The 22,435-nt window shown below is 72.4% G+C and carries 22 protein-coding genes; 9 read left to right on the top strand and 13 right to left on the bottom strand.

Going from position 1 to position 22,435, the window contains the following annotated elements; genetic code table 11:
- Positions 1-145: 145 nt before the first annotated feature.
- The 3 genes from ACGFW6_RS39020 to ACGFW6_RS39010 all read left to right on the top strand — a co-directional run bounded on the left by ACGFW6_RS39020 (position 146) and on the right by ACGFW6_RS39010 (position 2,354).
- On the top strand, positions 146-334 hold the full coding sequence (locus ACGFW6_RS39020; protein WP_393521030.1) for a hypothetical protein: 189 nt from the start codon (positions 146-148) through the stop codon (positions 332-334).
- A 102-nt stretch (positions 335-436) separates the two neighbouring features.
- Positions 437-826 carry a hypothetical protein gene (locus ACGFW6_RS39015; RefSeq protein ID WP_393521028.1) on the top strand — a complete coding sequence of 130 codons (390 nt, stop codon included), beginning with the start codon at positions 437-439 and terminating at the stop codon, positions 824-826.
- A 115-nt stretch (positions 827-941) separates the two neighbouring features.
- Positions 942-2,354, top strand: coding sequence for an aminopeptidase (locus tag ACGFW6_RS39010; RefSeq protein ID WP_393521018.1), 1,413 nt, complete (start codon positions 942-944; stop codon positions 2,352-2,354).
- Between the two features lie 4 nt (positions 2,355-2,358).
- Here ACGFW6_RS39010 and ACGFW6_RS39005 read toward each other — a convergent pair whose 3' ends face one another.
- Positions 2,359-3,018, bottom strand: a complete 660-nt coding sequence (locus tag ACGFW6_RS39005; RefSeq protein WP_393521016.1) for a hypothetical protein — start codon at positions 3,016-3,018, stop codon at positions 2,359-2,361.
- 142 nt (positions 3,019-3,160) lie between these two features.
- Positions 3,161-5,014 carry a glycoside hydrolase family 3 protein gene (locus ACGFW6_RS39000; RefSeq protein WP_393521014.1) on the bottom strand — a complete coding sequence of 618 codons (1,854 nt, stop codon included), beginning with the start codon at positions 5,012-5,014 and terminating at the stop codon, positions 3,161-3,163.
- A gap of 438 nt (positions 5,015-5,452) precedes the next feature.
- On the opposite strand from ACGFW6_RS39000, the gene aroA reads away from it, so the two are divergent.
- Positions 5,453-6,700 (top strand): 3-phosphoshikimate 1-carboxyvinyltransferase, encoded by a 1,248-nt coding sequence (gene aroA, locus ACGFW6_RS38995; RefSeq protein ID WP_393521012.1) that lies wholly within the window; start codon positions 5,453-5,455, stop codon positions 6,698-6,700.
- Here the strand turns inward: aroA and ACGFW6_RS38990 are convergent.
- On the bottom strand, positions 6,697-7,359 hold the full coding sequence (locus ACGFW6_RS38990; protein WP_393521026.1) for an anti-sigma factor family protein: 663 nt from the start codon (positions 7,357-7,359) through the stop codon (positions 6,697-6,699). The genes aroA and ACGFW6_RS38990 overlap by 4 nt on opposite strands.
- A gap of 5 nt (positions 7,360-7,364) precedes the next feature.
- Complete coding sequence (locus ACGFW6_RS38985; RefSeq protein ID WP_393521010.1) at positions 7,365-7,940, bottom strand: RNA polymerase sigma factor; 576 nt, start codon at positions 7,938-7,940, stop codon at positions 7,365-7,367.
- A gap of 118 nt (positions 7,941-8,058) precedes the next feature.
- Between ACGFW6_RS38985 and ACGFW6_RS38980 the strand changes: the two genes are divergently transcribed.
- Positions 8,059-8,526, top strand: a complete 468-nt coding sequence (locus tag ACGFW6_RS38980) for a copper-binding protein (protein WP_393521008.1) — start codon at positions 8,059-8,061, stop codon at positions 8,524-8,526.
- Positions 8,516-8,917: a hypothetical protein gene (locus ACGFW6_RS38975; protein ID WP_393521006.1), complete on the top strand. Its 402-nt coding sequence runs from the start codon at positions 8,516-8,518 to the stop codon at positions 8,915-8,917. The genes ACGFW6_RS38980 and ACGFW6_RS38975 overlap by 11 nt, the downstream gene beginning before the upstream one ends.
- Before the next feature lie 69 nt (positions 8,918-8,986).
- Here the strand turns inward: ACGFW6_RS38975 and ACGFW6_RS38970 are convergent, their stop codons facing one another.
- The 4 genes from ACGFW6_RS38970 to ACGFW6_RS38955 form a co-directional block, all read right to left on the bottom strand.
- A complete protein-coding gene (locus ACGFW6_RS38970; protein ID WP_393521004.1) occupies positions 8,987-9,787 on the bottom strand; it encodes a sugar phosphate isomerase/epimerase family protein in 801 nt (266 codons plus the stop codon).
- Positions 9,788-9,864: 77 nt separating this feature from the next.
- Positions 9,865-10,797: a GNAT family N-acetyltransferase gene (locus ACGFW6_RS38965; protein WP_393521002.1), complete on the bottom strand. Its 933-nt coding sequence runs from the start codon at positions 10,795-10,797 to the stop codon at positions 9,865-9,867.
- A gap of 152 nt (positions 10,798-10,949) precedes the next feature.
- On the bottom strand, positions 10,950-11,546 hold the full coding sequence (locus ACGFW6_RS38960) for a dihydrofolate reductase family protein (RefSeq protein WP_393521000.1): 597 nt from the start codon (positions 11,544-11,546) through the stop codon (positions 10,950-10,952).
- Positions 11,547-11,847: 301 nt separating this feature from the next.
- Entirely contained in the window at positions 11,848-12,894 is a 1,047-nt protein-coding gene (locus tag ACGFW6_RS38955) for a LacI family DNA-binding transcriptional regulator (protein ID WP_393520998.1), read from the bottom strand.
- Between the two features lie 335 nt (positions 12,895-13,229).
- Here ACGFW6_RS38955 and ACGFW6_RS38950 point away from each other — a divergent pair, with 335 nt between their 5' ends.
- From ACGFW6_RS38950 to ACGFW6_RS38940, 3 genes are read left to right on the top strand one after another with little or no spacing between them, the layout of a single operon-like run.
- Positions 13,230-14,387 carry a Gfo/Idh/MocA family protein gene (locus ACGFW6_RS38950; protein ID WP_393520996.1) on the top strand — a complete coding sequence of 386 codons (1,158 nt, stop codon included), beginning with the start codon at positions 13,230-13,232 and terminating at the stop codon, positions 14,385-14,387.
- Entirely contained in the window at positions 14,384-15,535 is a 1,152-nt protein-coding gene (locus ACGFW6_RS38945) for a dihydrodipicolinate synthase family protein (RefSeq protein WP_393520994.1), read from the top strand. The genes ACGFW6_RS38950 and ACGFW6_RS38945 overlap by 4 nt, the downstream gene beginning before the upstream one ends.
- Positions 15,532-16,371, top strand: coding sequence for a sugar phosphate isomerase/epimerase family protein (locus ACGFW6_RS38940; protein ID WP_393520992.1), 840 nt, complete (start codon positions 15,532-15,534; stop codon positions 16,369-16,371). The genes ACGFW6_RS38945 and ACGFW6_RS38940 overlap by 4 nt, the downstream gene beginning before the upstream one ends.
- Positions 16,372-16,549: 178 nt before the next feature.
- Here the strand turns inward: ACGFW6_RS38940 and rbsD are convergent, their stop codons facing one another.
- The 5 genes from rbsD to ACGFW6_RS38915 all read right to left on the bottom strand — a co-directional run bounded on the left by rbsD (position 16,550) and on the right by ACGFW6_RS38915 (position 22,425).
- Positions 16,550-16,939, bottom strand: coding sequence for a D-ribose pyranase (gene rbsD, locus ACGFW6_RS38935; protein ID WP_393520990.1), 390 nt, complete (start codon positions 16,937-16,939; stop codon positions 16,550-16,552).
- Entirely contained in the window at positions 16,936-17,838 is a 903-nt protein-coding gene (gene rbsK / locus ACGFW6_RS38930; RefSeq protein ID WP_393520988.1) for a ribokinase, read from the bottom strand. The genes rbsD and rbsK overlap by 4 nt, the downstream gene beginning before the upstream one ends.
- Positions 17,839-17,943: 105 nt before the next feature.
- On the bottom strand, positions 17,944-19,899 hold the full coding sequence (locus ACGFW6_RS38925; protein WP_393520986.1) for a substrate-binding domain-containing protein: 1,956 nt from the start codon (positions 19,897-19,899) through the stop codon (positions 17,944-17,946).
- On the bottom strand, positions 19,889-21,409 hold the full coding sequence (locus ACGFW6_RS38920; protein ID WP_393520984.1) for a sugar ABC transporter ATP-binding protein: 1,521 nt from the start codon (positions 21,407-21,409) through the stop codon (positions 19,889-19,891). Before ACGFW6_RS38920 ends, ACGFW6_RS38925 begins: the two co-directional genes overlap by 11 nt.
- Positions 21,406-22,425 (bottom strand): LacI family DNA-binding transcriptional regulator, encoded by a 1,020-nt coding sequence (locus ACGFW6_RS38915; RefSeq protein WP_393520982.1) that lies wholly within the window; start codon positions 22,423-22,425, stop codon positions 21,406-21,408. Before ACGFW6_RS38915 ends, ACGFW6_RS38920 begins: the two co-directional genes overlap by 4 nt.
- Positions 22,426-22,435 lie beyond the last annotated feature (10 nt).

Raw genomic sequence — 22,435 nt, 5'->3', positions numbered from 1 at the left:
CGCCGAGGACGGTACGCATGAGGAGCTGCTGGCGCTGGGCGGGCGGTACGCGGAGCTGTGGCGCACGTTCCTCGGCGAGGCCGAGCCGGAGGAGCCGGTCGGGGTGGGCCGGTGAGGGGCGGCGCCGGGCGGAGTCCGGCCAGTCGTGCGAAGCCTGGGAGGCCCGCCAGGGCCGAGGAGTGCGAGGGCGACCGAGGGAGGTTCTGCCCACGGTCGGGTCGCCGAGGACGGTACGCATGAGGAGCTGCTGGCGCTGGGCGGGCGGTACGCGGAGCTGTGGCGCACGTTCCTCGGCGAGGCCGAGCCGGAGGAGCCGGTCGGGGTGGGCCGGTGAGGGGCGGCGCCGTGGCGCCGTGACGGTCGTGCAACCATCCGGCATACGCCGTGCGTCCGTACATCAGTACGCTCATTGCCGGTGTACGGGGAGGACAAGACGGTGGACAAAGGTGCGATACGCCGACGACTGGCGGTCGGCCTGGCGTTGCTGACGGCGTCCGGCGCGCTCGCGGTCGCGGTCCCGGCGCAGGCCCATGCCGCGCCCACGCGCTGCGAGGGACGCAAGGTGAAGACGTACCCGTTCTCGACCGGCACCCTCTACGTCTACAAGCGCGGCGGTCACGTCTGTGTCATCACCCTGCCCAAGGACCCCGGCCGCTCGCAGTGGATGAAGGCCAGCGTCCAGGCGTACCGGGCGCACGCGGTCACCGACGAGGGCCGCCGCACCCGCCGGGCCGGCCCCGTCACCGTCCACGCCGGCCAGCGCTGTGTGTGGGTGAAGGGCCGCGTGGGACGGGGCTCGGTCAGCAAGGGCTGGATCCTCTGCTGAGCGGTGCCCTCTGCCGCCGTTCGGCCATCCCCGTGGCGAATTCCTCATCTCCCCTGGTGCGGTTGGTAGTTGCTCGCTAGCTTGCGGCGGACATCCGCTTCCCAGGGGAGGGTGCATGGTCCGCAAGACCCTCAGATGGCTGCTGACGCTCGCGCTGCTGACCGGCGCGCTCGGCACGGCCACGGCAAGGGCGGCCACCGCCGCCGAGCCGGACATAGAGGAACGGCTGCTGTCCATACCGGGCATGAGCCTCATCGGGGAGAAGCCGTACCCCGGCTACCGCTTCTTCGTCCTGTCGTACACCCAGCCGGTCGACCACCGGAACCCGTCCGCGGGCACCTTCCAGCAGCGCCTGACGGTGCTGCACCGGGACGTCTCCCGCCCGACCGTCTTCTACACCAGCGGCTACGAGGTCTCCACGCGGCCCAGCCGCCGCGAGCCGACGCAGATCGTCGACGGCAACCAGATCTCCATGGAGTACCGCTTCTTCACGCCGTCCCGGCCCGAACCGGCCGACTGGACCAAGCTCGACATCTGGCAGGCCGCCTCCGACCAGCACCGCATCTTCAAGGCGCTGGAGCCGGTCTACGACCGCAAGTGGCTCTCCACCGGCGTCTCCAAGGGCGGCATGACCGCCACGTACTACGAGCGCTTCTACCCCCGTGACATGGACGGCGTCGTCGCCTACGTGGCCCCCAACGACGTCGTCGACGCCGAGGACTCGGCCTACGACCGCTTCTTCGCCCGCGTCGGCACCAAGGAGTGCCGGGACCGGGTGAACGCGGTGCAGCGGGAGGCGCTGGTGCGCCGGGAGCCGATGAAGGAACGGTTCGCGGCGCACGCGGCCGAACACGGCTACACCTTCGGCACGATCGGCAGCCTGGACAAGGCGTACGAGGCGGTCGTCCTGGACTATGTCTGGGGCTTCTGGCAGTACAGCCTGCTCAAGGACTGCGAGACCGTCCCGGCCGACGCGGCGCACGCCACGGACCAGGCGATCTGGGACGCCATCGACGCGAGCGGCGGCTTCGACTTCTACACGGACCAGGGGCTGGAGCCGTACACGCCGTACTACTACCAGGCGGCCACCCAGCTCGGCGCGCCGATGATCGGGTTCCCGCACATCGAGCGCAAGCTGATCCGCTACGGCTACCTCCCGCCCCGCGACTTCGTCCCGCGCGCGATCCCGACGAAGTTCCAGCCGTGGGTCATGCGTGACGTGCACGACTGGGTCCGCCGCGACGCCCGGCACATGATCTTCGTCTACGGCCAGAACGACCCGTGGGGCGCGGAACGCTTCCGCGTCGACAAGGGCGCGCGTGACGCGTACGTCTTCGCCGCGCCGGGAGCCAACCACGGCGCCCTCGTGGCCGGGCTGGTGGACCGGGAGCGCACACTGGCCACGGCCCGCATCCTGGACTGGGCCGGCGTCGCGGCCGGCGGCACGGCCGAGCCGAAGCCGCTGGCGACGTTCGACGCGAAGCTGGACGCGCGGGGTCCGGAGCGGGAGCACCGGCTGCGGCCGTGACCCCTCACACCGGGCGGGCGCAGCCCACCGGTTTCTCTCCGCCCAACTGGACGTAGAGGGCCGTCGACAGCGGACAGTCCGTCCGGCTGCCGACGGCCTTCGTCACCTTGTACTCCGGCTTCTGCTCGGCCCTGCCGTCGCAGGACGTCTCGCGGACCTGGCCGTCGCCGGAGTCGTAGACGCAGTCGCCGACGATCGTGCGCGGACCGCCTCCGCCGCCGGGGTCGCCGGGGTGGGGCGGGGCGAGATTGCGCATACAGGCGTAGCCCTGGGGGATCGCGCCGTCGCCGTCCTCGTCGGAGGTGCGGCTCTGTTCGCTGATGTGCAGCACGAAGTCCGTGGTCGCGGGGCACAGCGGGCCGTCGCCCACCTTGCCGTCGTGCCGCGCCACGACCCGCGCCGCGGCCCGCTCACCGGTGCAGGACACCTCGGTGAAGCTCGTCGTGCCGAAGGAACTGCACTCGTCGACGCCGAGGAACACCGTGCCGTACCCGGCGGGCCGCGTCGGCGTCACCTGCCGCCCGCTCGCGGTCGCGGTCGCGCTCCCGCTCCCCGCGAGCAGCCCGTCCTCCCCGGCCGCCCGCGACTGGCCCTGACATCCCGTCAGCAGCCCGACGAGCAGCACCACCAACGCACACGCCACCCCGACAGCACTTCTCCCCATCGCACTCCCCCCGGGTACCCCCGGTCCAGCGTGGCCCGTCGCAGCGGGCGCACGCCAGGCGGTTGGGGTCCTTTGCGTCGGTTGGGGGTGAGAGTGACCGTTGTGCGGCGTACGGGGTCTACGCCCAAAGTGCTACGAGTCGCTAGCGGTGCCCGTACGAGAGTCCGTGCCCGACCGGGTACAGGACCGTGCCCGGGTCGTCCGCCCGCTGTACCGGCACCGGGAGCCGTCCGCGCGGCGCCACCCGGCCGGCGATCACCCGGGCCGCCGCCCGCAGTTCGACGTCGGTCCAGGAGTAGGACGCCAGGACGGCGCGGACACCGGGCAGTTGTGCCACGTCGTACGGGTTGCGGATCGCCACCGCCACCACCGGCCGTCCGGTGGCGAGCAACTGCTCGACCAGCACCTTCTGCGCACTGGACGCCGTGACGTTGTACGTCCCGACCACCACCGCGTCCGCATCGCCCGCCGCCGCGACGGCCCGGGCGATGGTCGCCGCGGACGGTGCCGTGCCGGTCGACAGGGCGGTCGCCGTGAAGCCCAGTTCGGTGAGGGCGGTGGCGAGCACACCGGTCGGGGGACCCGTCGTCCCGGACGGGGAGGCCGGGTCGGCGCCCACCACCAGGACCTTGGGGTGGGTCCGGCGGGACAGCGGCAGCAGCGCCCCCTCGTTGACCAGCAGGGTCGTCGTGCGCTCGGCGATGCGATCGGCGGCCTTGAGGTGGGACGGCGTGCCGACGGTCCGGTCGACCCCGTCCTGGCTGACGTACGGCGCGTCGAACAGCCGCAGCTTCGCCTTCAGCCGCAGAACCCGCAGGATCGATTCGTCCAGCCGGGCCTCCGTCAGCTCGCCGTCCTGGACGGCCTTCAGGACCGCGTTCCACGCGATGTCGAGGGACGGCGGGTTGAGGAGCTGGTCCACGCCCGCCTTGAGCGCGAGGACGGGGACCCGGTCGTCGCCGTACTTCGTCCGTACGCCCTCCATGCCCAGCGAGTCCGTCACCACCAGCCCGTCGTAGCCCAGTTCCTCGCGCAGGATGCCGGTGAGGATCGGGCGGGAGAGGGTGGCCGGGTCGCCGGAGTCGTCGAGGGCCGGGACCATGATGTGCGCGGTCATGATCGAGTCGATGCCGGCGCGGATCGCGGCCCGGAAGGGCGGCGCGTCAAGGGTCTCCCACTGCTCACGGGTGTGGGTGATGACGGGGAAGCCGTAGTGGCTGTCGACGGCGGTGTCGCCGTGCCCCGGGAAGTGCTTGGCGGTCGAGGCGACCTGCCGGCCGTGCTGGTATCCGGCCACCTCGGCGGCGACCATGCCGGCCACCGCCGCCGGGTCGGCGCCGAAGGAACGCACGCCGATCACCGGGTTGGCCGGGTTGACGTTCACGTCGGCCACGGGGGAGTAGTTCTGCCGGATGCCCAGCGCCCTCAGCTCCTGCCCGGCGATCCGGCCGAGGGTGCGGGCGTCGCCGCGCGAGCCTCCCGCGCCGATGGCCATGGCGCCCGGGAAGAGGGTGGCGGGCTCGCCGACCCGGCAGACGATGCCGTGCTCCTGGTCGGTGGAGATGAGCACGGGCAGACCGCGGGGCTGGGTGAGGGACGCCCGCTGGATACCGTTGGACAGGTCGGCCATCTGATGCGGGTCGCGGGTGTTGTGCGCCCAGGTGAAGTAGATGATGCCGCCCACCCGGTACCTGGCGATCAGCTCGGCCGCCGTGCGGACGCCGATCTCCCTGAGGTTGGCGTCGATGTCGGCCTGGTCGGGGGCGGTCGCGGAGTGGCCGTAGACCCGCATGACGAAGAGCTGGCCGACCTTCTCCGGCAGGGTCATCCGCGCGATGAGGGCGCGCAGTTTCCGGTCGTCGGGGGCGTCGGCGTGGGCGGTGCCGCCCAGGGCCAGCGCGGTGGTGACGCCCGCGGTGGCCGCGAGGACCGTACGTCTCGACGGTGGTGCGGTGCTTCCTGTGCGTCCTCTGCTTCCCGTGCTGGTGTCGGGCACGTGCGCTCCTTCCGGAGGTGGTGCACTGAAGGAAACTTCCAGGAGTCACCAATAACCGGGAAGTTTCTGCCAGTCAAGGGAATCGGCCGTACCGGAAGGCGAACGGCGACCGACCGTAAAGGGGCCGCCATCGGCGCAGTTGGAGGGGGGCGCGCCGATGACGGCATGCTGCCGGCCGCGGCACGGCGGAGAGGGTTGGTCAGCGATCGCAGCCAGCAGCGAGGGCCGACACCGCACCACGGTGACTCTCCGGCAGCTTGCGGATTGGACGAGCGGGCGTGGGGCTGGGTTCCCGGCGATGGCCGGAATCGACGAAGTCGGTGACCGTGGGGCCGGCGTGACGGACGGGCAGACACGAGGACGACGGCCGGCGACCGGCAAGGGTCCATCCCCTGGACGTGCGGGCGCGGCCGGCGGCACCCGGGCGATCATGAGCGCATGCCCGAAGTCGCCCTTCCCGGTTCCAAGTCCATCACCGCCCGCGCCCTCTTCCTCGCGGCCGCGGCCGACGGTGTCACCACCCTGCGGCGCCCGCTGCGCTCGGACGACACCGAGGGCTTCGCCGAGGGGCTGACCCGGCTCGGCTACCGGCTCGGCCGGACCCCGGACAGCTGGCAGGTCGACGGCCGCCCGCAGGGCCCCGCGGCGGCGGAGGCGGACGTCTTCTGCCGCGACGGCGCGACCACGGCCCGCTTCCTGCCCGCACTGGCCGCCGCCGGCCACGGCACCTACCGCTTCGACGCCTCGCCCCAGATGCGCCGCCGCCCGCTGCTCCCGCTGACCCGCGCCCTGCGCGACCTGGGCGTGGACCTGCGGCACGAGCAGCAGGAGGGCCACCACCCGCTCACCGTGCGGGCGGCCGGCGTCGAGGGCGGAAAGGTGACCCTGGACGCGGGGCAGTCGTCGCAGTACCTGACCGCACTGCTGCTGCTCGGCCCGCTGACCCGCACCGGCCTTCGGATCACGGTGACCGACCTGGTGTCGGTGCCGTACGTCGAGATCACGATCGCGATGATGCGGGCCTTCGGCGTGCGGGTGCGCCGGGAGGGCGACACCTTCGTGGTCCCGCCCGGCGGCTACCGGGCCACGACGTACGCGGTGGAGCCGGACGCCTCGACGGCGAGCTACTTCTTCGCGGCGGCGGCCGTCACGGGCGGCGAGGTCACGGTGCCGGGCCTGGGCGAGGGCGCGCTCCAGGGCGACCTGGGCTTCGTCGAGGTGCTGCGGCGGATGGGCGCACGGGTGACCGTCGGCCGCGACGCCACGACCGTCCGCGGCACCGGCGTGCTGCGCGGCGTCACGGTCAACATGCGCGACATCTCCGACACCATGCCGACCCTCGCGGCCATCGCGCCGTTCGCGTCGGGCCCGGTGCGCATCGAGGACGTGGCGAACACCCGGGTCAAGGAGTGCGACCGCCTGGAGGCCTGCGCGCGGAACCTGCGCCGGCTGGGCGCGAAGGTGGCCACCGGCCCGGACTGGATCGAGATCCGGCCGGCGGCCGAGGCCGCGCTCACCGGGTCGGAGATCAGGTCCTACGGCGACCACCGCATCGTGATGTCCTTCGCGGTCGCCGGTCTGCGGGTGCCCGGCATCTCCTTCGACGACCCCGGATGCGTACGGAAGACCTTCCCCGGGTTCCACGAGGAGTTCGGGGCACTGCGCGCACGCCTGGAGAGCGCCTAGCCCGCCGGGAAGGACGCCGTGGCCAGGACACTTCCGTCCGGGCCCACCAGGCGGGCGCCGGTCAGGGTCGCCGGGTCGGTGCCGGTCGGCGTCGCCCAGTAGCCGTAGCCGTTCTCGAGCGGGAACGAACCCGCCGGGGTCGTCGATCCGTCGGCGTGGACGAGCAGACAGCGCACCGGGCCCCGGCCGGCCCCGTCGAGGTCGACGGACATGTACACCCAGCCCTCGTCACCGGCGTGCGCGTAGACGCGGCCCACCTCGCGCCCGTCGGAGAGCAGGGGCGCCTCCCGCAGGCTGTCGTGGGCGCGCTGCGCGGGCGGCGGCTGCGCGGCCTCGATCACCGTGCCGACCGCCCAGCCGCCGAAGCCGCAGGCCAGGGCCGCCGCCACGGCGGCCGCCGCCACCCGGAGCCGGTGCCTGCGGGGCTTCGGCGGGGGTGCCGCGCCCAGCGCCCGCAGCACCCGGCTCTCGAAACCGACCGGGGGCTCGGCGCCCGGCAGCAGCGCGAGCAGACCGTCGCCGACCGCCGTCAGGTGCTCGATGTGCTCCCGGCAGTCCGGGCAGCGGTCCAGATGGGCCACCGCCCCGGCCCGTTCACGGGCGGGCAGGATCCCGAGCGCCAACTCGGCGTCCAGTTCCCGCAGCCGCTCGCACTCCATGCCGCTCACCGCTTCTCCGCCGCCTCCAGCAGGGCCCGGACCTTGAGCGTCCCGGTCCGGATCCGGGTCTTCGCCGTGCCCAGCGCCACGCCCTCGCTGTCCGCGACCTCCCGTGCCGTCATCCCGTAGATCCCGGCCATCACCAGGGCCCGCGCCTGCTCCCGGGGCAGCTCCGCCACCGCCCGCCGGACCCGCTCCGCGCTGTCGTCGGCGAGCGCCCGTCGCTCGGGCGTCTCGGTGACGACGCCGAGCAGCGCGTCCAGGTCCTCCGGGGCGAGAGGGCTCGCCCGCCGGGCCCGCACCGCGTCGATCGCCAGGTTGTGCGCGATGGCCGTCAGCCAGGCCCGGACCGAACCGCGGCGGGGGTCGTAGACCTGTGCGTGCCGCCAGGCCCGCTCGAAGGTCTGCTGGGCGACGTCCTCGGCGAGCTGCGGATCGCCCAGGACGGCCAGGGCCACGCCGAAGACCGTGCGCTGGAAACGGCGTACGAAGGCGACGGCGAGCTCGGGATCGCCCGTCGTCAGGCCGGTGAGCAGTGCCTCGTCGGGGACCCGTCCGCGGGAAAGGCCCAAGCGCCACATACCAGGGATACGTTCCGCCGCCCGGAAGGGATTGCCGTACCCCCATTCTCCGCCGCCGCAATCCCTCCGCCCGGCACCGCCGTACCCCTTGCGGGGGACCTTTCCGGAGGACCGACTCATGACCATCGCGCACATCCGCCACCGCGTGCTCCTCGGCGCGGCCGCCGGCGGCCTGACCGCCGTGCTCGCCGCCTGCGGAGGCGGCGGCAACGGCAGCAGCAACGACAGCAGCAACGACGGCGGTACCGCCACCGGGGGCGGTACCCAGGTCACGGCGGAGATGACCGACTTCCACATCAAGCTCTCCACCGAGAAGTTCCAGCCCGGCCCGTACACCTTCACCGTGAAGAACATGGGCGGGCACGAACACGCCCTGGAGATCGAGGGCCCCGGCGGCGAGAGCCGCAGCAAGACGATGGAACCGGGCCGTTCCACGACCCTCACGGTGAATCTGAAGTCCGGCTCGTACGAGGTCTACTGCCCCGTCGACGGGCACAAGGACCTCGGCATGAAGACGGAGATCACCGTCGGCGGAGCCCCGGCACCGTCCGGCGACACCGACACCTCTCCGGGCAATGGCTACTGAGGGCAGGGCCGTCCGGCTCGTCCTGCGGCTGGCCGGCGCCGGGCTGACGGCGGCGATGGCCGCGATCCATCTGCGCCTGTGGGCCGAGGGCTACGGGGACCTCGACACCATCGGGCCGCTCTTCCTGCTCAACGGCGTCGTCGGCGCCCTGCTCGCCCTGGCGCTGCTGGTCACACCGATCCGTCTGCTCGGCCCGGTGGCCGTCGTCACCGCGCTGTTCACGGCCGGAACGCTGGGCGCACTGTTCCTGAGCCTCAACGCGACCCTGTTCGGGTTCAGCGAGTCGATCGACGCGGAACTGGTCCGCCCGACGCTGTACGTCGAGACGGCGGGCGTGGCCGTCCTGACCGCCCTGGCCGTGACCGCCTTCGGACACGGCCACCGGCGTTAGCGGCCTGCGCCTAGGTCCTGTCGTCAAATTCCCGCCCTCCGGGCGGACGACGGGAATTGACGACAGGACCTAGGCCGACTCGTTCAGCAGCCGCGACAGGTGCCGCCGTCCCGCGTCGAGCAGTTCGGGCAGCGGGGTCGCGTCCTCGTACCACCGCTTCTCGTACTCCCAGCACAGCCACCCGTCCCACCCGTGCCGGGACAGCACCTCCACGCAGTCCGCGAGCGGCAGCACACCGGCGCCGAGCGGCAGCGGGCTCGTGTCGTCCGCGGAGGCGATGTCCTTGACCTGGACATAGCCGAGGTACGGCGACAGGGCTGCGTAGCTCTCCGTGGGCTGCTCGCCGGCCAGCCAGGTGTGCATGACGTCCCAGAGCGAGCCGACGTGCCGGTGCCCGACCAGGCCGAGGACACGGATCGAGTCGGCCGCGGCGCGATGCGAGTCGTGGGTCTCCAGCAGGATCCGTACGCCGATGTCGGCGGCGTACTCCGCGGCCGTGCCCAGCCGCCGCGCGGCGATCGCGTCCGCCGACTGGCGGCTCTGCTCGGGATCGGCGCCCGGGAAGACACGGACGAAGGGCGCGCCGAGGTCGTGGGCGAGGTCCACGAGCCTGCGGACCTCCTCGATCACCGGCCCGTCGTCCCCCGGCGCGGCGATGCGGACGTACCCGGCGAGCCCCACCGGCTCGACGCCGGCGGCCTTGAACTCGGCCGCCACATCGGCCCGTTCCTCCGGTCCGAGCCCAGGATGCACCGGCTCCTCGGGATGCGTACGCAACTCGACCCCGTGATACCCGTGCGTACTCGCGAGCCGCAGCACGTCGGAGAGCGGGAGACCGGGGACGCCGAGGGTGGAGAACGCCAGTTTCATGCTCCCACCTTGCCAGGGAATCGGGGTGACGCCCATCGGGCCGGGCGATCACGAGGGAGAAGCCGGGTGCCCCGGCCTCACTCGGTCATGCCGTGCAGATCCAGGCGCCAGTCCTGGCCCGTGAGGTCCTTGCCGAAGGAGCGGTGGGGTTTCTCGGCCGCCAGGACGAAGCCGTGGCGCCGGTAGATGTGGCGGGCGGCGGCCAGGACGTCGTTGGTCCACAGGACGAGGTCGCGGTAGCCGACGCCGCGGGCGAAGTCGACGACGGCCGTGACGAGGCGGTCGCCGATGCCGAGGCCGCGGGCGTCGGGCTCGACCAGCAGCAGGCGCAGGCGGGCCGTGGCGGGGGCCTCGTCCCGGACGCACATCACGCAGCCCACGGGGCGTCCGTCCAGTTCGGCGATCCACACCCGCTCCAGGTGCGGGTCGTGGTCCTCGGCGAAGTCGGCGACGATCCTCGCGACCAGGCCCTCGTAGTCGGCGTTCCAGCCGTACTCGGCGGCGTAGAGGGCCGCGTTGCGCTGCACGATCCAGCCGAGGTCGCCGGGGCCGGGCTCGCGCAGCAGGACGTCCTCGCGGCGGGGCGGGCGCCCCTCGGACAGGATCGTGCGGACGGTCGTCATCGCCTCGGCGAGGCGGGGCCGTTCGGCGGCCGGCACGGTCGACAGCAATGAGCCGACCGATTCGTTCGCCCGCTCCTCCAGCAGCTTGCCGGTCTCCCGGCCGTGCGCGGTGAGCGTGACGCGCCGGCGCCTCGGGTCCTGCCGCGAGGCGGTGCGCTCGATGAGCCCGTCCTGCTCGAACTTGTTCAGGATCCGGCTCAGGTAGCCCGCGTCCAGCGAGAGCTCGGTGCGCAGATCGGCCGCGTCGGTCCGCGGGGAGTGCGCGAGCTCGTACAGGACGCGGGACTCGGTGAGGGTGTACGGGGCGTAGAGGTGGCGGCTGTAGTCGAGGGCGCCGATGACGTTCGTGTAGAAGCGGTTGAAGGCGCGGATGTCGTGGACGGTCATGATCGTCGACCCCGGTGGACTCTGTGGCGGCTCGGCCAGTCGATCTCTGACTCAGTCAGAGGTTCCGTCGTTCCGAGCGTAGGACGTCCAAGCCTTCGCGGCTACCCCTCGACGCCTCATCCCTCCGCGCCTTCGCGGCTGCCCTCGACCCCTCATCCCTCCGCGGCCGGCCGGTAGACGCACACCTGCGCGCCGGTCTTGGCGGTGGTGGTGGAGACGAGTTCCAGCGGGCGCTTGCCGCCGTCGGCGGGGAAGATCGACTTTCCCCCGCCGAGCAGCAGCGGCATGACGATGAGCTGGAGTTCGTCGACCAGACCCTCCTGGATGAGGGTGCGGACGAGGGTGGGGCTGCCCATCATCGCCAGGTCGCCGCCCTCGGCCGCGCGCAGCTCCCGCACCCGGGCGACGGCGTCGGCACCGGGGATCAGCGTGGTGTTGTTCCAGGTCAGATCGGCGTCGGTGAGGGTGCTGGAGACGACGTACTTCTTGATCGAGTTCATCCGGTCGGCGAAGGGGTCACCCGCCCGCTCCGGCCACGCCGCCGCCATCGTCTGCCAGGTGCGACGCCCGAACAGCAGCGCATCGGCGTTCCGCATCCCCGCGTCGAAGGCACCGCCGAGAACCTCGGCGTCGAAGTACGGGTGCGACCAGCCGCCGTGCGCGAACCCGCCGTCGGTGTCCTCCTGCGGACCGCCGGGCGCCTGCACGACGCCGTCGAGGCTGATGAACTCGGTGATCGCGATACGCATGGGACTCACTCCTGAGGTTCGGACGCGCGGTGTGCTGCCTCGGTGATTACGGCAGAGAAGACCGGGGTGGGTCCCGGAATTCATCGGTGCGTCGGGAGGTGGACGCGGACGCATCTCCGCGTCCTTCCGGCCTCCGCGGCGCGGTACCCCCAGCGTCCGTCCGGCCAGGCGGGGCGGCATCTCCGCGTCCGTCCGTCCGCTCGTCCGGCCGGGCGGGGCCCCGCGTCCCTCCGGCCCTGCGGACGAGAGCCGTAGTGCGCCGGCCGGCCGAGCTTCCCTGTGGTCGGGCCGAGAGAACCCCCTAAGCCCGCGGCCCCCCGGAAGACCCCCGGACCATCAGTTCGCCGCGGATCGTCGCGATCCCCCCGGGCGGCGGTTCCTCGCGGCCCATCGCGATCCGGCCCGCCCGTGTCCCCGCCTCCGACAGCGGCAACCGCACCGTCGTGAGGGACGGCACCGCGTCGACGCTGAACGGCAGGTCGTCGAAGCCGGCCACCGAGACGTCCTCGGGGATGCGCAGGCCGGAGTCCCGCAGGGCGGCGCACGCGCCCAGGGCGACCGAGTCGTTGGCGGCGACGACCGCCGTCAGGGACGGGTCCCGGCGCAGCAGTTCGAGCGTCGCCTCGTAGCCGGACTGGCGGTCGTAGCGGCCGTGGACGGTCCAGCCGGCTTCCTCCTCGATACCGTGCGCCTCCAGCGCGGCCCGGTGGCCCTCCAGACGGTGCCGGGTCGTCGTGCGCTCCTCCGGGCCCGCGATGTAGCCCAGCCGCCGGTGGCCCAGGCCGATCAGGTGCTCGGTCAGCTCGCGCCCGCCGCCGCGGTTGTCGAAGGTCAGCGCGATCGCGCCGGTGTCCGGGGCCGGCGGCCGCCCGCACAGCACCACCCGCGTCCCGGCGTCCGCCAGCTTGCGCAGCTTCGCCGCGACCGCCGCCGCGTGCGGGGCGTTCTCCATGGCGCCGCCGGTCAGGACCACCGCGGCGGCCCGCTGGCGCTGGAGCAGGGTCAGATACGTCAGTTCGCGTTCCGGCGACCCCCCGGTGTTGCAGACGACCGCCAGCCGCTCACCGCCCGCGCGCCCGCCCGGACCGCCGATCTCCGACTGGATCGCGCTCGCCATGATCCCGAAGAAGGGGTCGGCGATGTCGTTGACCAGGATGCCGACCAGGTCGGAGGTGGCGGCGGCGAGCGCGCTCGCGGGACCGTTCAGCACGTAGTCCAGCTCGTCCACCGCGCGCAGCACCCGCTCGCGGGTGGAGGCCGCGACGGGGTAGTTCCCGTTCAGTACGCGCGACACCGTCGCGGGCGAGACCTGGGCGCGGGCCGCCACGTCCGCAAGGGTCACCGTCATCTCGTCGTCCTCCGGTCGCGCATCTCGTCGTACCACCTGTCGTACGTACGTGCTCACCACGTGCTCACAGACAGGCCTGCCCCCTCGTAGACAGGCCATCCGCGGCCACGGTTCCGTGTATGTCGAGCAGACCTTAAGGCCAACAACCCCCGTTGTTCGTCCCCTCGAACAACTCAACCCCGTCACGGTCTTGTCTCCACCGCTGCTCAGAGGCTAGCTTCTCATCAGATAGAAAGCGCTTGCTGTGATGCTTGACAGGGCACGGCGTACGCGGCGCGCACAACCGCGTACGGGACGCGCACGAACGTTGCGCACGACGACTGGAAGGGAACGACGTGACACGCAAGACGGTGCGTATCGCCATGAACGGTGTGACCGGACGCATGGGCTACCGCCAGCACCTGGTCCGCTCCATCCTGGCCATCCGCGAGCAGGGCGGCCTCGACCTGGGCGACGGCACCCTGCTGTGGCCGGAGCCGGTCCTCGTCGGCCGCCGCGAGTACGCCCTGCGGGCGCTCGCCGAGCAGCACGGCCTGGATCCGCAGAACATCTCCACCGACGTGGACACCGTCCTCGCCGACCCGTCCGTCGAGATCTACTTCGACGCCCAGGTCACCTCCGCCCGCGAGGAGGCCATCAGGAAGGCGATCGCCGCCGGCAAGCACATCTACACCGAGAAGCCCACGGCCACCGGCCTGGAAGGCGCCCTTGAGCTGGCGCGTCTCGCCCAGGACAAGGGCATCAAGCACGGCGTCGTCCAGGACAAGCTCTTCCTGCCGGGCCTGCTCAAGCTCAAGCGCCTCATCGACGGCGGCTTCTTCGGCCGGATCCTGTCCGTGCGCGGCGAGTTCGGCTACTGGGTCTTCGAGGGCGACTGGCAGAGCGCGCAGCGCCCGTCCTGGAACTACCGCGCCGAGGACGGCGGCGGCATCGTCGTCGACATGTTCCCGCACTGGGAGTACGTGCTGCACGAGCTGTTCGGCCGGGTGAAGTCCGTCCAGGCCATCGCCACCACCCACATCCCGCAGCGCTGGGACGAGAACGACAAGCCCTACGACGCCACCGCCGACGACGCCGCCTACGGCATCTTCGAGCTCGACGGCGGCGCCATCGCGCAGATCAACTCGTCCTGGGCCGTCCGCGTCAACCGCGACGAACTCGTCGAGTTCCAGGTCGACGGCACCGAGGGCTCCGCCGTCGCGGGGCTGCGCAACTGCCGTGTCCAGCACCGCAGCACGACACCCAAGCCGGTGTGGAACCCCGACATCCCGGCCACCTACTCCTTCCGCGACCAGTGGCAGGAGATCCCGGACAACGACGAGTTCGACAACGGCTTCAAGGCCCAGTGGGAGCTGTTCCTGCGGCACGTCCACGCCGACGCCCCCTACCACTGGGACCTCCTCGCCGGCGCCCGCGGCGTCCAGCTCGCCGAGCTGGGCCTGAGGTCCTCGGCCGAGGGCCGCCGTATCGACGTACCGGAGATCCAGCCGTGACCATCGAACTGCCCGACTCCCAGGGCCGGCTGCGGGCGTACGAACCGCGCGCCGAGCCGCTCGCGCTCACCCCGGGCGCGCCCTTCTCCTCCCGTACGGTCTTCTCGGCGGCGCACGTCGTCGCCGACCCGTACGCCGACACGAGCCCCGACGCGCCCGCCGCCGTCGACTGGGACGCCACGCTCGCCTTCCGCCGCCATCTGTGGTCCCACGGGCTCGGCGTCGCGGAGGCGATGGACACCGCCCAGCGCGGGATGGGCCTGGACTGGGCGGGCGCGGCCGAGCTGATCCGCCGCAGCGCTGCCGAGGCGAAGGCGGTCGGCGGGCGGATCGCCTGCGGGGTGGGCACCGACCAGCTCGCCGCCGGGTCCCTCGCCGAGGTCCGCGCGGCCTACGAGGAGCAGCTCGCGGTCGTGGAGGAGTCGGGCGCCCGGGCGATCCTGATGGCCTCCCGCGCCCTGTGCGCCGCCGCCCGTGGCCCCGAGGACTACCTGGAGACCTACGGCCATCTGCTGCGCCAGTCCGCCGAGCCGGTGATCCTGCACTGGCTCGGCCCGATGTTCGATCCGGCGCTGGAGGGCTACTGGGGCTCGTCCGACCTGGACACCGCCACGGACACCTTCCTGGAGGTCGTCGCCGCGCACCCCGACAAGGTGGACGGCATCAAGGTGTCGCTGCTGGACGCCGGGCGGGAGATCGACATCCGCCGCCGGCTCCCGCAGGGGGTGCGCTGCTACACCGGCGACGACTTCCACTACCCCGAGCTGATCGCGGGCGACGAGAAGGGCTTCAGCCACGCCCTGCTCGGCATCTTCGACCCGCTGGGGCCGCTGGCGGCGGAGGCGGTGCGGGTGCTCGACACGGGGGACGTGGCCGGGTTCCGCGGCCTGCTGGACCCCACGGTCGAGCTGTCCCGGCACCTGTTCCAGGCACCCACCCGCTACTACAAGACGGGCGTGGTCCTCCTGGCCTGGCTGGCCGGCCACCAGTCGCACTTCACCATGGTCGGCGGCCTGCAGTCGGCCCGTTCCCTCCCGCACTTCGCCCGCGCCTACGAACTCGCCGACCGACTGGGCCTGTTCCCGGACCCCAAGCTCGCCGAGGAACGGATGAAGAACCTGCTCGCCCTGTACGGAGTGGCCCAGTGAGCACCGCCGAACTCTCCCGTTTCTCCATCAACCAGATGACCGTCAAGCAGTTGTCGATGCCCGAACTGGCCGAGGAGTGCGGCCGGCTGGGCATCGGCAACGTCGGCCTGTGGCGCGAGCCCGTGCGGTCGTACGGCCTGGAGGCGACCGCCAAGCTGGTCCGCGACGCGGGCCTGACGGTCACCACCCTGTGCCGCGGCGGCTTCCTCACGGCGATCGAACCGGCCGAGCGGGCGACGGCGCTGGACGACAACAGGCGGGCCGTCGACGAGGCGGCCACGCTGGGCACGGACGTCCTGGTGCTGGTCTCCGGCGGGCTGCCCGCCGGCTCCCGGGACCTGCGCGGGGCGCGGGAGCGGATCGCCGACGCGCTCGGCGAGCTGGGCCCGTACGCCGAGGAGCGGGGCGTGAAGCTGGCCATCGAGCCGCTGCACCCGATGTACGCCGCCGACCGCTGCGTCGTGTCGACCCTGGCCCAGGCCCTCGACCTCGCGGAACGCTTCCCGGCGCGGCAGGTCGGCGTCACCGTCGACACGTACCACCTCTGGTGGGACGACACCGCCCCGGCGCAGATCGCCCGGGCGGGAGCGGGCGGCCGTATCCACACCTTCCAGCTCGCCGACTGGACGACCCCGCTGCCCGAGGGCGTGCTCACCGGGCGCGGACAGATCGGGGACGGGGCGATCGACATGCGGGAGTGGAAGGGGTACGTCGAGGCCGCCGGGTACGACGGGCCCATCGAGGTCGAGCTCTTCAACGACGCGCTGTGGGCCCGGGACGGCCGGGAGGTGCTGGCGCAGACGGCCCGGCGTTTCGTGGAGCACGTGATCCGCTGAAAAAAATCCGGGACACCGTACAACCCTCCCCCCACCTCGGCGGTCGTACTTGGCATCAGGACTCTTGGAGGGGGATCTGGGGGGATCGCGGGGGTTCTGATGGGGAGGGAAAACCCGAGGGGCCCGGTCCGCGGACCGGGCCCCTCGAAACGTTCCCTGGCCGTGCGGGAGCGTGGTCTCAGAAGAACACGCCGCAGCGCAGCAGCACGTTCGCGTACGGCCGTGCCTCGCCGGTCCGCACGATCAGCCGGGCCCCGGCCGACAGCTCCTTGAGCCGCTCGTGCGGGACCAGCTCCAGCCCGGGAAACTCGCCCTCCAGCCGGGCCGCCGCCGCGGGGTTGGCGTCGCGGATCTCCTTCGCGGCCGTCGCGCCCTCCACCACGAGCTCGGCCAGCAGACCGTCCAGCACCTCGGCGAACGACGGCACCCCCGCCCGGAACGCCAGGTCCACGACCCGGGGACCGTCGGGTATCGGCATGCCCGCGTCGCAGACCAGGACGCCGTCGCCGTGGCCCAGCTCGGCGAGGGCACCGGCCAGATGACGGTTCAGGATTCCGGCGCGTTTCACGGTGCATCGACCTCCGCCGCCGTCGGGAAGGACGCCTGAGCGCCCTGCCGGGTCACGGCCACCGCACCGACCCGGGCCGCGTACGCCGCCGCCTCCGCGAGGGACGCGCCCGTGCCGAGCCGCCAGGCCAGCGCGGCCGTGAACGCGTCGCCCGCGCCGGTGGTGTCCACCGCGTCCACCTTCACGGCCGGGATCCGGGCCGTGCCCTGCGCGGAGGCCACCAGCGCGCCCTCGGCGCCCAGCGTCACGACCACCGAACGGGGGCCCTTGGCCAGCAGGATCCGCGCCCAGTCCTCGGGGGTGTCGCCCACCGCGGAGTCGCCGAGGATCACCTTCGCCTCGTGCTCGTTCACGATCAGCGGGTCGCAGGCCGTCAGCACCTCGGTGGACAGCGGGCGCGGCGGGGACGGGTTCAGCACGAACCGGCTGCCCTCCGCAAGGCTGCGGACCACCTCGACGACGGTCTCCAGCGGGATCTCCAGCTGGGCCGAGACCACCCGCGACGCCTGGAAGAGGCTCGCGGCGGCGCGGACGTCGCCCGGGGTGAGCCGGCCGTTCGCGCCCGGCGAGACGACGATGCTGTTGTCGCCGGACGGGTCCACCGTGATCAGCGCGACGCCGGTCGGCGCGCCGCCGACCAGGACACCCACCGTGTCGACGCCGGACTCCCGCTGCGAGTCGAGCAGCAGCCGGCCGTGCGCGTCGTCGCCGACCCGGGCCAGCAGGGCCGTGCGGGCCCCCAGCCGGGCGGCCGCGACGGCCTGGTTCGCGCCCTTGCCGCCCGGGTGGACGGCCAGATCGGTGCCGAGCACGGTCTCGCCGGCACCCGGCCGACGCTCGACGCCGATCACCAGGTCGGCGTTGGCCGACCCCACGACCAGAAGGTCGTAGTCGTACATGAGGTTGCTCCCCTGATCAGGTCCCCGTGGTGACGTCCGGGCGGGCGGCCGCCCCCGGCTCCATGCTCCTGCAACGACCGCCCGCCCGTTCGCCGTTCACCGATGTCAGCCGCTGAATCCGGCCACGTTCTCCTTCGTGACCACCTTCACCGGCACCTTCACCGTCTGCTCGACCTGCTCGCCCTCCAGGGCCTTGAGGGCGTTGTCCACGGCGATCCGGCCGAGCTGGGTCGGCTGCTGCGCGACGGACGCGTACAGCGAGCCGCCCTCGACCGCCTTCAGGCCGTCCGGGGTGCCGTCGAAGCCGACCACCGAGACCGACTTGCCGGCCTTGGAGCCCAGCGCCTTGATCGCGCCGAGCGCCATCTCGTCGTTGGCGGCGATGACGCCCCGCACGTCCGGGTGCGCCTGGAGCAGGTTCGACATCACGTCCAGGCCCTTGGTGCGGTCGAAGTCGGCGGGCTGCTGGGCGACGACCTGGATGCCGGGGAAGGCCTTGAGGCCGTTCGTGAAGCCCTGGGCGCGCTCACGGGCGGCGGAGGTGCCGGCCTGGCCCTGCAGGATCACGATCTTGCCCTTGCCGCCGAGCTTCTCGGCGATCGACTTGGCGGCGAGCTCACCGCCGGCGACGTTGTCGGAGGCGACCAGCGCGGCCGTCTTCGCGTCGTTGACGCCGCGGTCCACGGCGATCACCGGGATGTCCGCCTTGCCGGCGGTCTTCACGGAGTTGCTCGCGGCGTCCGAGTCCACCGGGTTGACGATGATCGCGCCGACCCCGGAACTGGTGAAGTTCTGCAGCTGGTTGGCCTGCTGCGAGGCGTCGTTCTGGGCGTCCGTGACGGTCAGGTCCACGCCCCGCTTCTTCGCCTCGGCCTCCGCACCCGCCCGGATCTGCACGAAGAAGGGGTTGTTGAGGGTCGACAGCGACAGGCCCATCTTCCGGTCGGACGACGAGGAGGAGCCGTTATGCAGGAAGGAGGTCGCCCCGACGATCGCCACGGTGACGACCGCCGCGAGGGCGTACGTCCCCGCCTGCCGGCCCTTGCCGCCGCCCGCGCCCGTCCCGGCGGCCACCGGGGTCGCGCCGGCCTTGCGGCGCAGCGTGTCGAAGAGCACCGCGAGCGCGATGACGACGCCGATGACGACCTGCTGCCAGAAGGCGGACACGTTCAGCAGGTTCAGGCCGTTGCGCAGCACCGCGAGGATCAGCGCGCCGATCAGGGTGCCGGACGCCTTGCCGGTGCCGCCCGCCAGGGAGGCGCCGCCGATGACGACCGCGGCGATCGCGTCCAGCTCGTAGCCGTCGGCGGCCTGGGGCTGCGCCGAGGACAGCCGGGAGGCGAGCACGATGCCCGCGACGGCGGCGAACACGCCGGACAGGGCGTAGATGGCGAGCTTCTGCTTCTTCACGCGCAGGCCCGACAGGCGCGCGGCCTCCTCGTTGCCGCCGATCGCGTACATCGAGCGGCCGATGTAGGTCCGGCCGAGCACGAAGGCGGCGATCAGACCCATCACGATCATCACGAGGACCGGCACCGGCAGCCAGCCGCCGAGCGTGTCACCGAGGTGCGAGACGGAGTCGGGGAAGGCAATCGGGGAGCCCTCGGAGATCACCAGCGACAGACCGCGGGCCACCGAGAGCATGGCGAGCGTCGCGATGAACGGCGGGAGTTTGCCGTACGCGATGAGGAAACCGTTGACGAGTCCGGCCGCGATGCCCGTCGCGACGGCCAGCAGCACCGCTATGACGACCGGTACGCCGTGCGAGGTCGCGGTCCAGGCGAGGACGGTGGCCGACAGGGCCGCCACCGAGCCGACCGACAGGTCGATGCCCGCCGAGACGATGACGAAGGTGACGCCGAACGCGAGGACCGCGGTCACGGCCGCCTGGACGCCGACGTTGAGCAGGTTGTCGGTGGTCAGGAAGTCGCCCGACAGCGCCGACATGGCGATGACGAGGACGATCAGCGCGGTGAGCGCGCCGTTCTCCAGCAGCAGGCGGCGCAGTCCGCCGGCGGCGCCGCCGGTGCCCGGCGTCCTCTTGAGCGTGTCAGTGGCCACGAGCGGCCTCCTTGTCGGTCGTGGGGTTGCTGACGGCGAGTGCCATCACGGAGTCCTGGGTGGCCTCGTCGGCGGGCAGTTCGCCCGCGATCCGGCCCTGGGCCATCACCAGCACCCGGTCGCTCATACCGAGCACCTCCGGCAGATCGCTGGAGATCATCAGTACGGCCGCGCCGGCGGCGGTGAGTTCGTTGATCAGCTCGTAGATCTCGACCTTGGCGCCGACGTCGATGCCGCGCGTGGGCTCGTCGAGGATGAGCACCTTGGTGTTCGCGAGCAGCCACTTGCCGATGACGACCTTCTGCTGGTTGCCGCCGGACAGGGTGCGCACCTGCTGGCCGAGCCCGGCCATCCGCACGCCGAGGCGGTCCGCGATCCTCGCGGCGGCCTCCCGCCGGCCCTTGAGGTCGACGAGTCCCGCGCGGGTGGCGGACCGCATGGTCACCAGGCCGAGGTTCTCCTCGACGGACTGGTCCAGCACCAGGCCCTGGCCCTTGCGGTCCTCCGGGATCAGTCCGATGCCGGCCGCCATGGCGGCGCCCACGTCGTGCCCCTTCACGGCGGTACCGGCGACCTTGACGGCGCCCTTGTCGTACGGGTCCGCCCCGAACACCGCCCGCACGACCTCGGTGCGCCCGGCGCCGACGAGTCCGGCGATACCGACCACCTCACCGGCGTGCACCTCGAAGCCGACGTCGTGGAAGACGCCGTCGCGGGTCAGGCCCTCGACCGTGAGCAACGCGGCGCCCCGGTCGGCCCGTTCACGGGGGTACTGCTGATCGATCGAGCGGCCCACCATCAGCCGCACGAGCTCGTCCTGCGGTGTGGCGGCGGGGACCTGCCCGACGCTCCTTCCGTCCCGGATGACCGTGACCCGGTCGCCCAGGGCGGCGATCTCCTCCAGGTGATGGGTGATGAAGACGATCCCGACGCCGTCCTCGCGCAGCGTGCGCACGATCGCGAAGAGCTTCTCCACCTCCTCGGAGGTGAGCACGGCGGTCGGCTCGTCCATGATCAGCACGCGCGCGTCCAGGCTGAGCGCCTTGGCGATCTCGACCATCTGCAGGCGCGCGATGCCGAGTTCGCGCACCCGGGCGCGGGGCGACACGTGCACGCCGACCCGCTTCAGCAGGACCTCGGCGTCGGCCTCCATCCGCCCCCGGTCGATCATCCCGAAGCGGCGCGGCTGGCGGCCCAGGAAGATGTTCTCGGCGACCGTGAGGTCGGGCACGAGATTGAACTCCTGGTAGATGGTGGCGATCCCGAGCCGCTCGGAGTCCTGCGCACCGTGGATGCGCCGCTCCTCGCCGCCGACCAGGATCCGGCCGGCGTCCGGCGTGTAGGCGCCGGAGAGCATCTTGATGAGGGTGCTCTTGCCGGCGCCGTTCTCACCGAGGAGGACGTGCACCTCCCCGCGGCGCAGATCGAAGTCCACGCCGTCCAGCGCGACCACGCCGGGGAAGGTCTTCCGGATGCCCTCGATGCGCAGCAACTCGTCCTGGTTGCTCACGACGTGCTCCTTTGCACTGATGTGGGGTTCGCGCCGCAGGAGCGGCGCACGACGAGACGGGCGGGGAGGGTGACGGACTCGCCGGGCCGGCCCTCGATGCGGTCCACCAGGGCCCGTACGGCGGCCCGGCCCAGCTCGCCCGTCGGCTGGGCGACCGCGGTGATCGGCGGATCGGTGTGCACGAACCAGCGGATGTCGTCGAACGCGGCGAGCGCGATGTCGTCCGGGATGCGCAGGCCACGCGCGCGTACGGCGTCCAGGGCGCCGAGCGCCATCAGGTTGTCGGCGGCGAAGACGACCTCGGGCGGCTCGGGCAGGTCGAGGAAGCCCTCGGTGACGCGCCGGCCGCTCTCGGCCTGGAAGTCGCCCTGCCCGATGTAGACGTCGGGGAGTTCGAGCCCGTACGAGCCGAGCGCCTCCCGGAACGCCTCCACGCGCTCGCGTCCGGTCGTGGTGGCGGCGGGCCCAGCGATGATCGCGAGCCGCCGGTGCCCGAGCCCGTGCAGGTGCGCCACGAGGTCGCGCACGGCGGTCCGTCCGTCCGCCCGCACGACCGGCACGTCCACGCCCGGGATCCACCGGTCCACGAACACCATCGGCGTGCCCGCGCGGACCGCGTCCAGCATCAGCGGGGATCCGCCGTCGGTGGGGGAGACCAGGAGCCCGTCGATCCGGCGGTCCAGCAGGTTGCGTACGTGGTGGTCCTGCAGGTCGGGCCGCTCGTCGGCGTTGCCGATGATGACGCTGTAGCCGAGCGCGCGGGCCTCCTCCTCCACGGAGCGGGCCAGTTCGGTGAAGTAGGGGTTCATCACGTCACTGATGACCAGGCCGAGGGTGTGGGTCTGGTCGGTGCGCAGAGAGCGGGCGACGGCGTTCGGGCGGTAGCCCAGGCGCTCGACGGCGGCCAGCACGCGTGCGCGTGCCTCTGCGCTGACCGACGGATGGTCGTTCAGGACGCGCGAGACCGTGGCGACGGAAACCCCCGCCTCGGCAGCGACATCCTTGATGCTCGCCATCGCCGCTCCA

This window comes from Streptomyces sp. Y7, assembly GCF_043195415.1.
In the GTDB taxonomy this organism is placed as follows: domain Bacteria; phylum Actinomycetota; class Actinomycetes; order Streptomycetales; family Streptomycetaceae; genus Streptomyces.
Note: the sequence above shows the minus strand (reverse complement) of the source record. Positions and strands in the feature narration are given on the sequence as shown.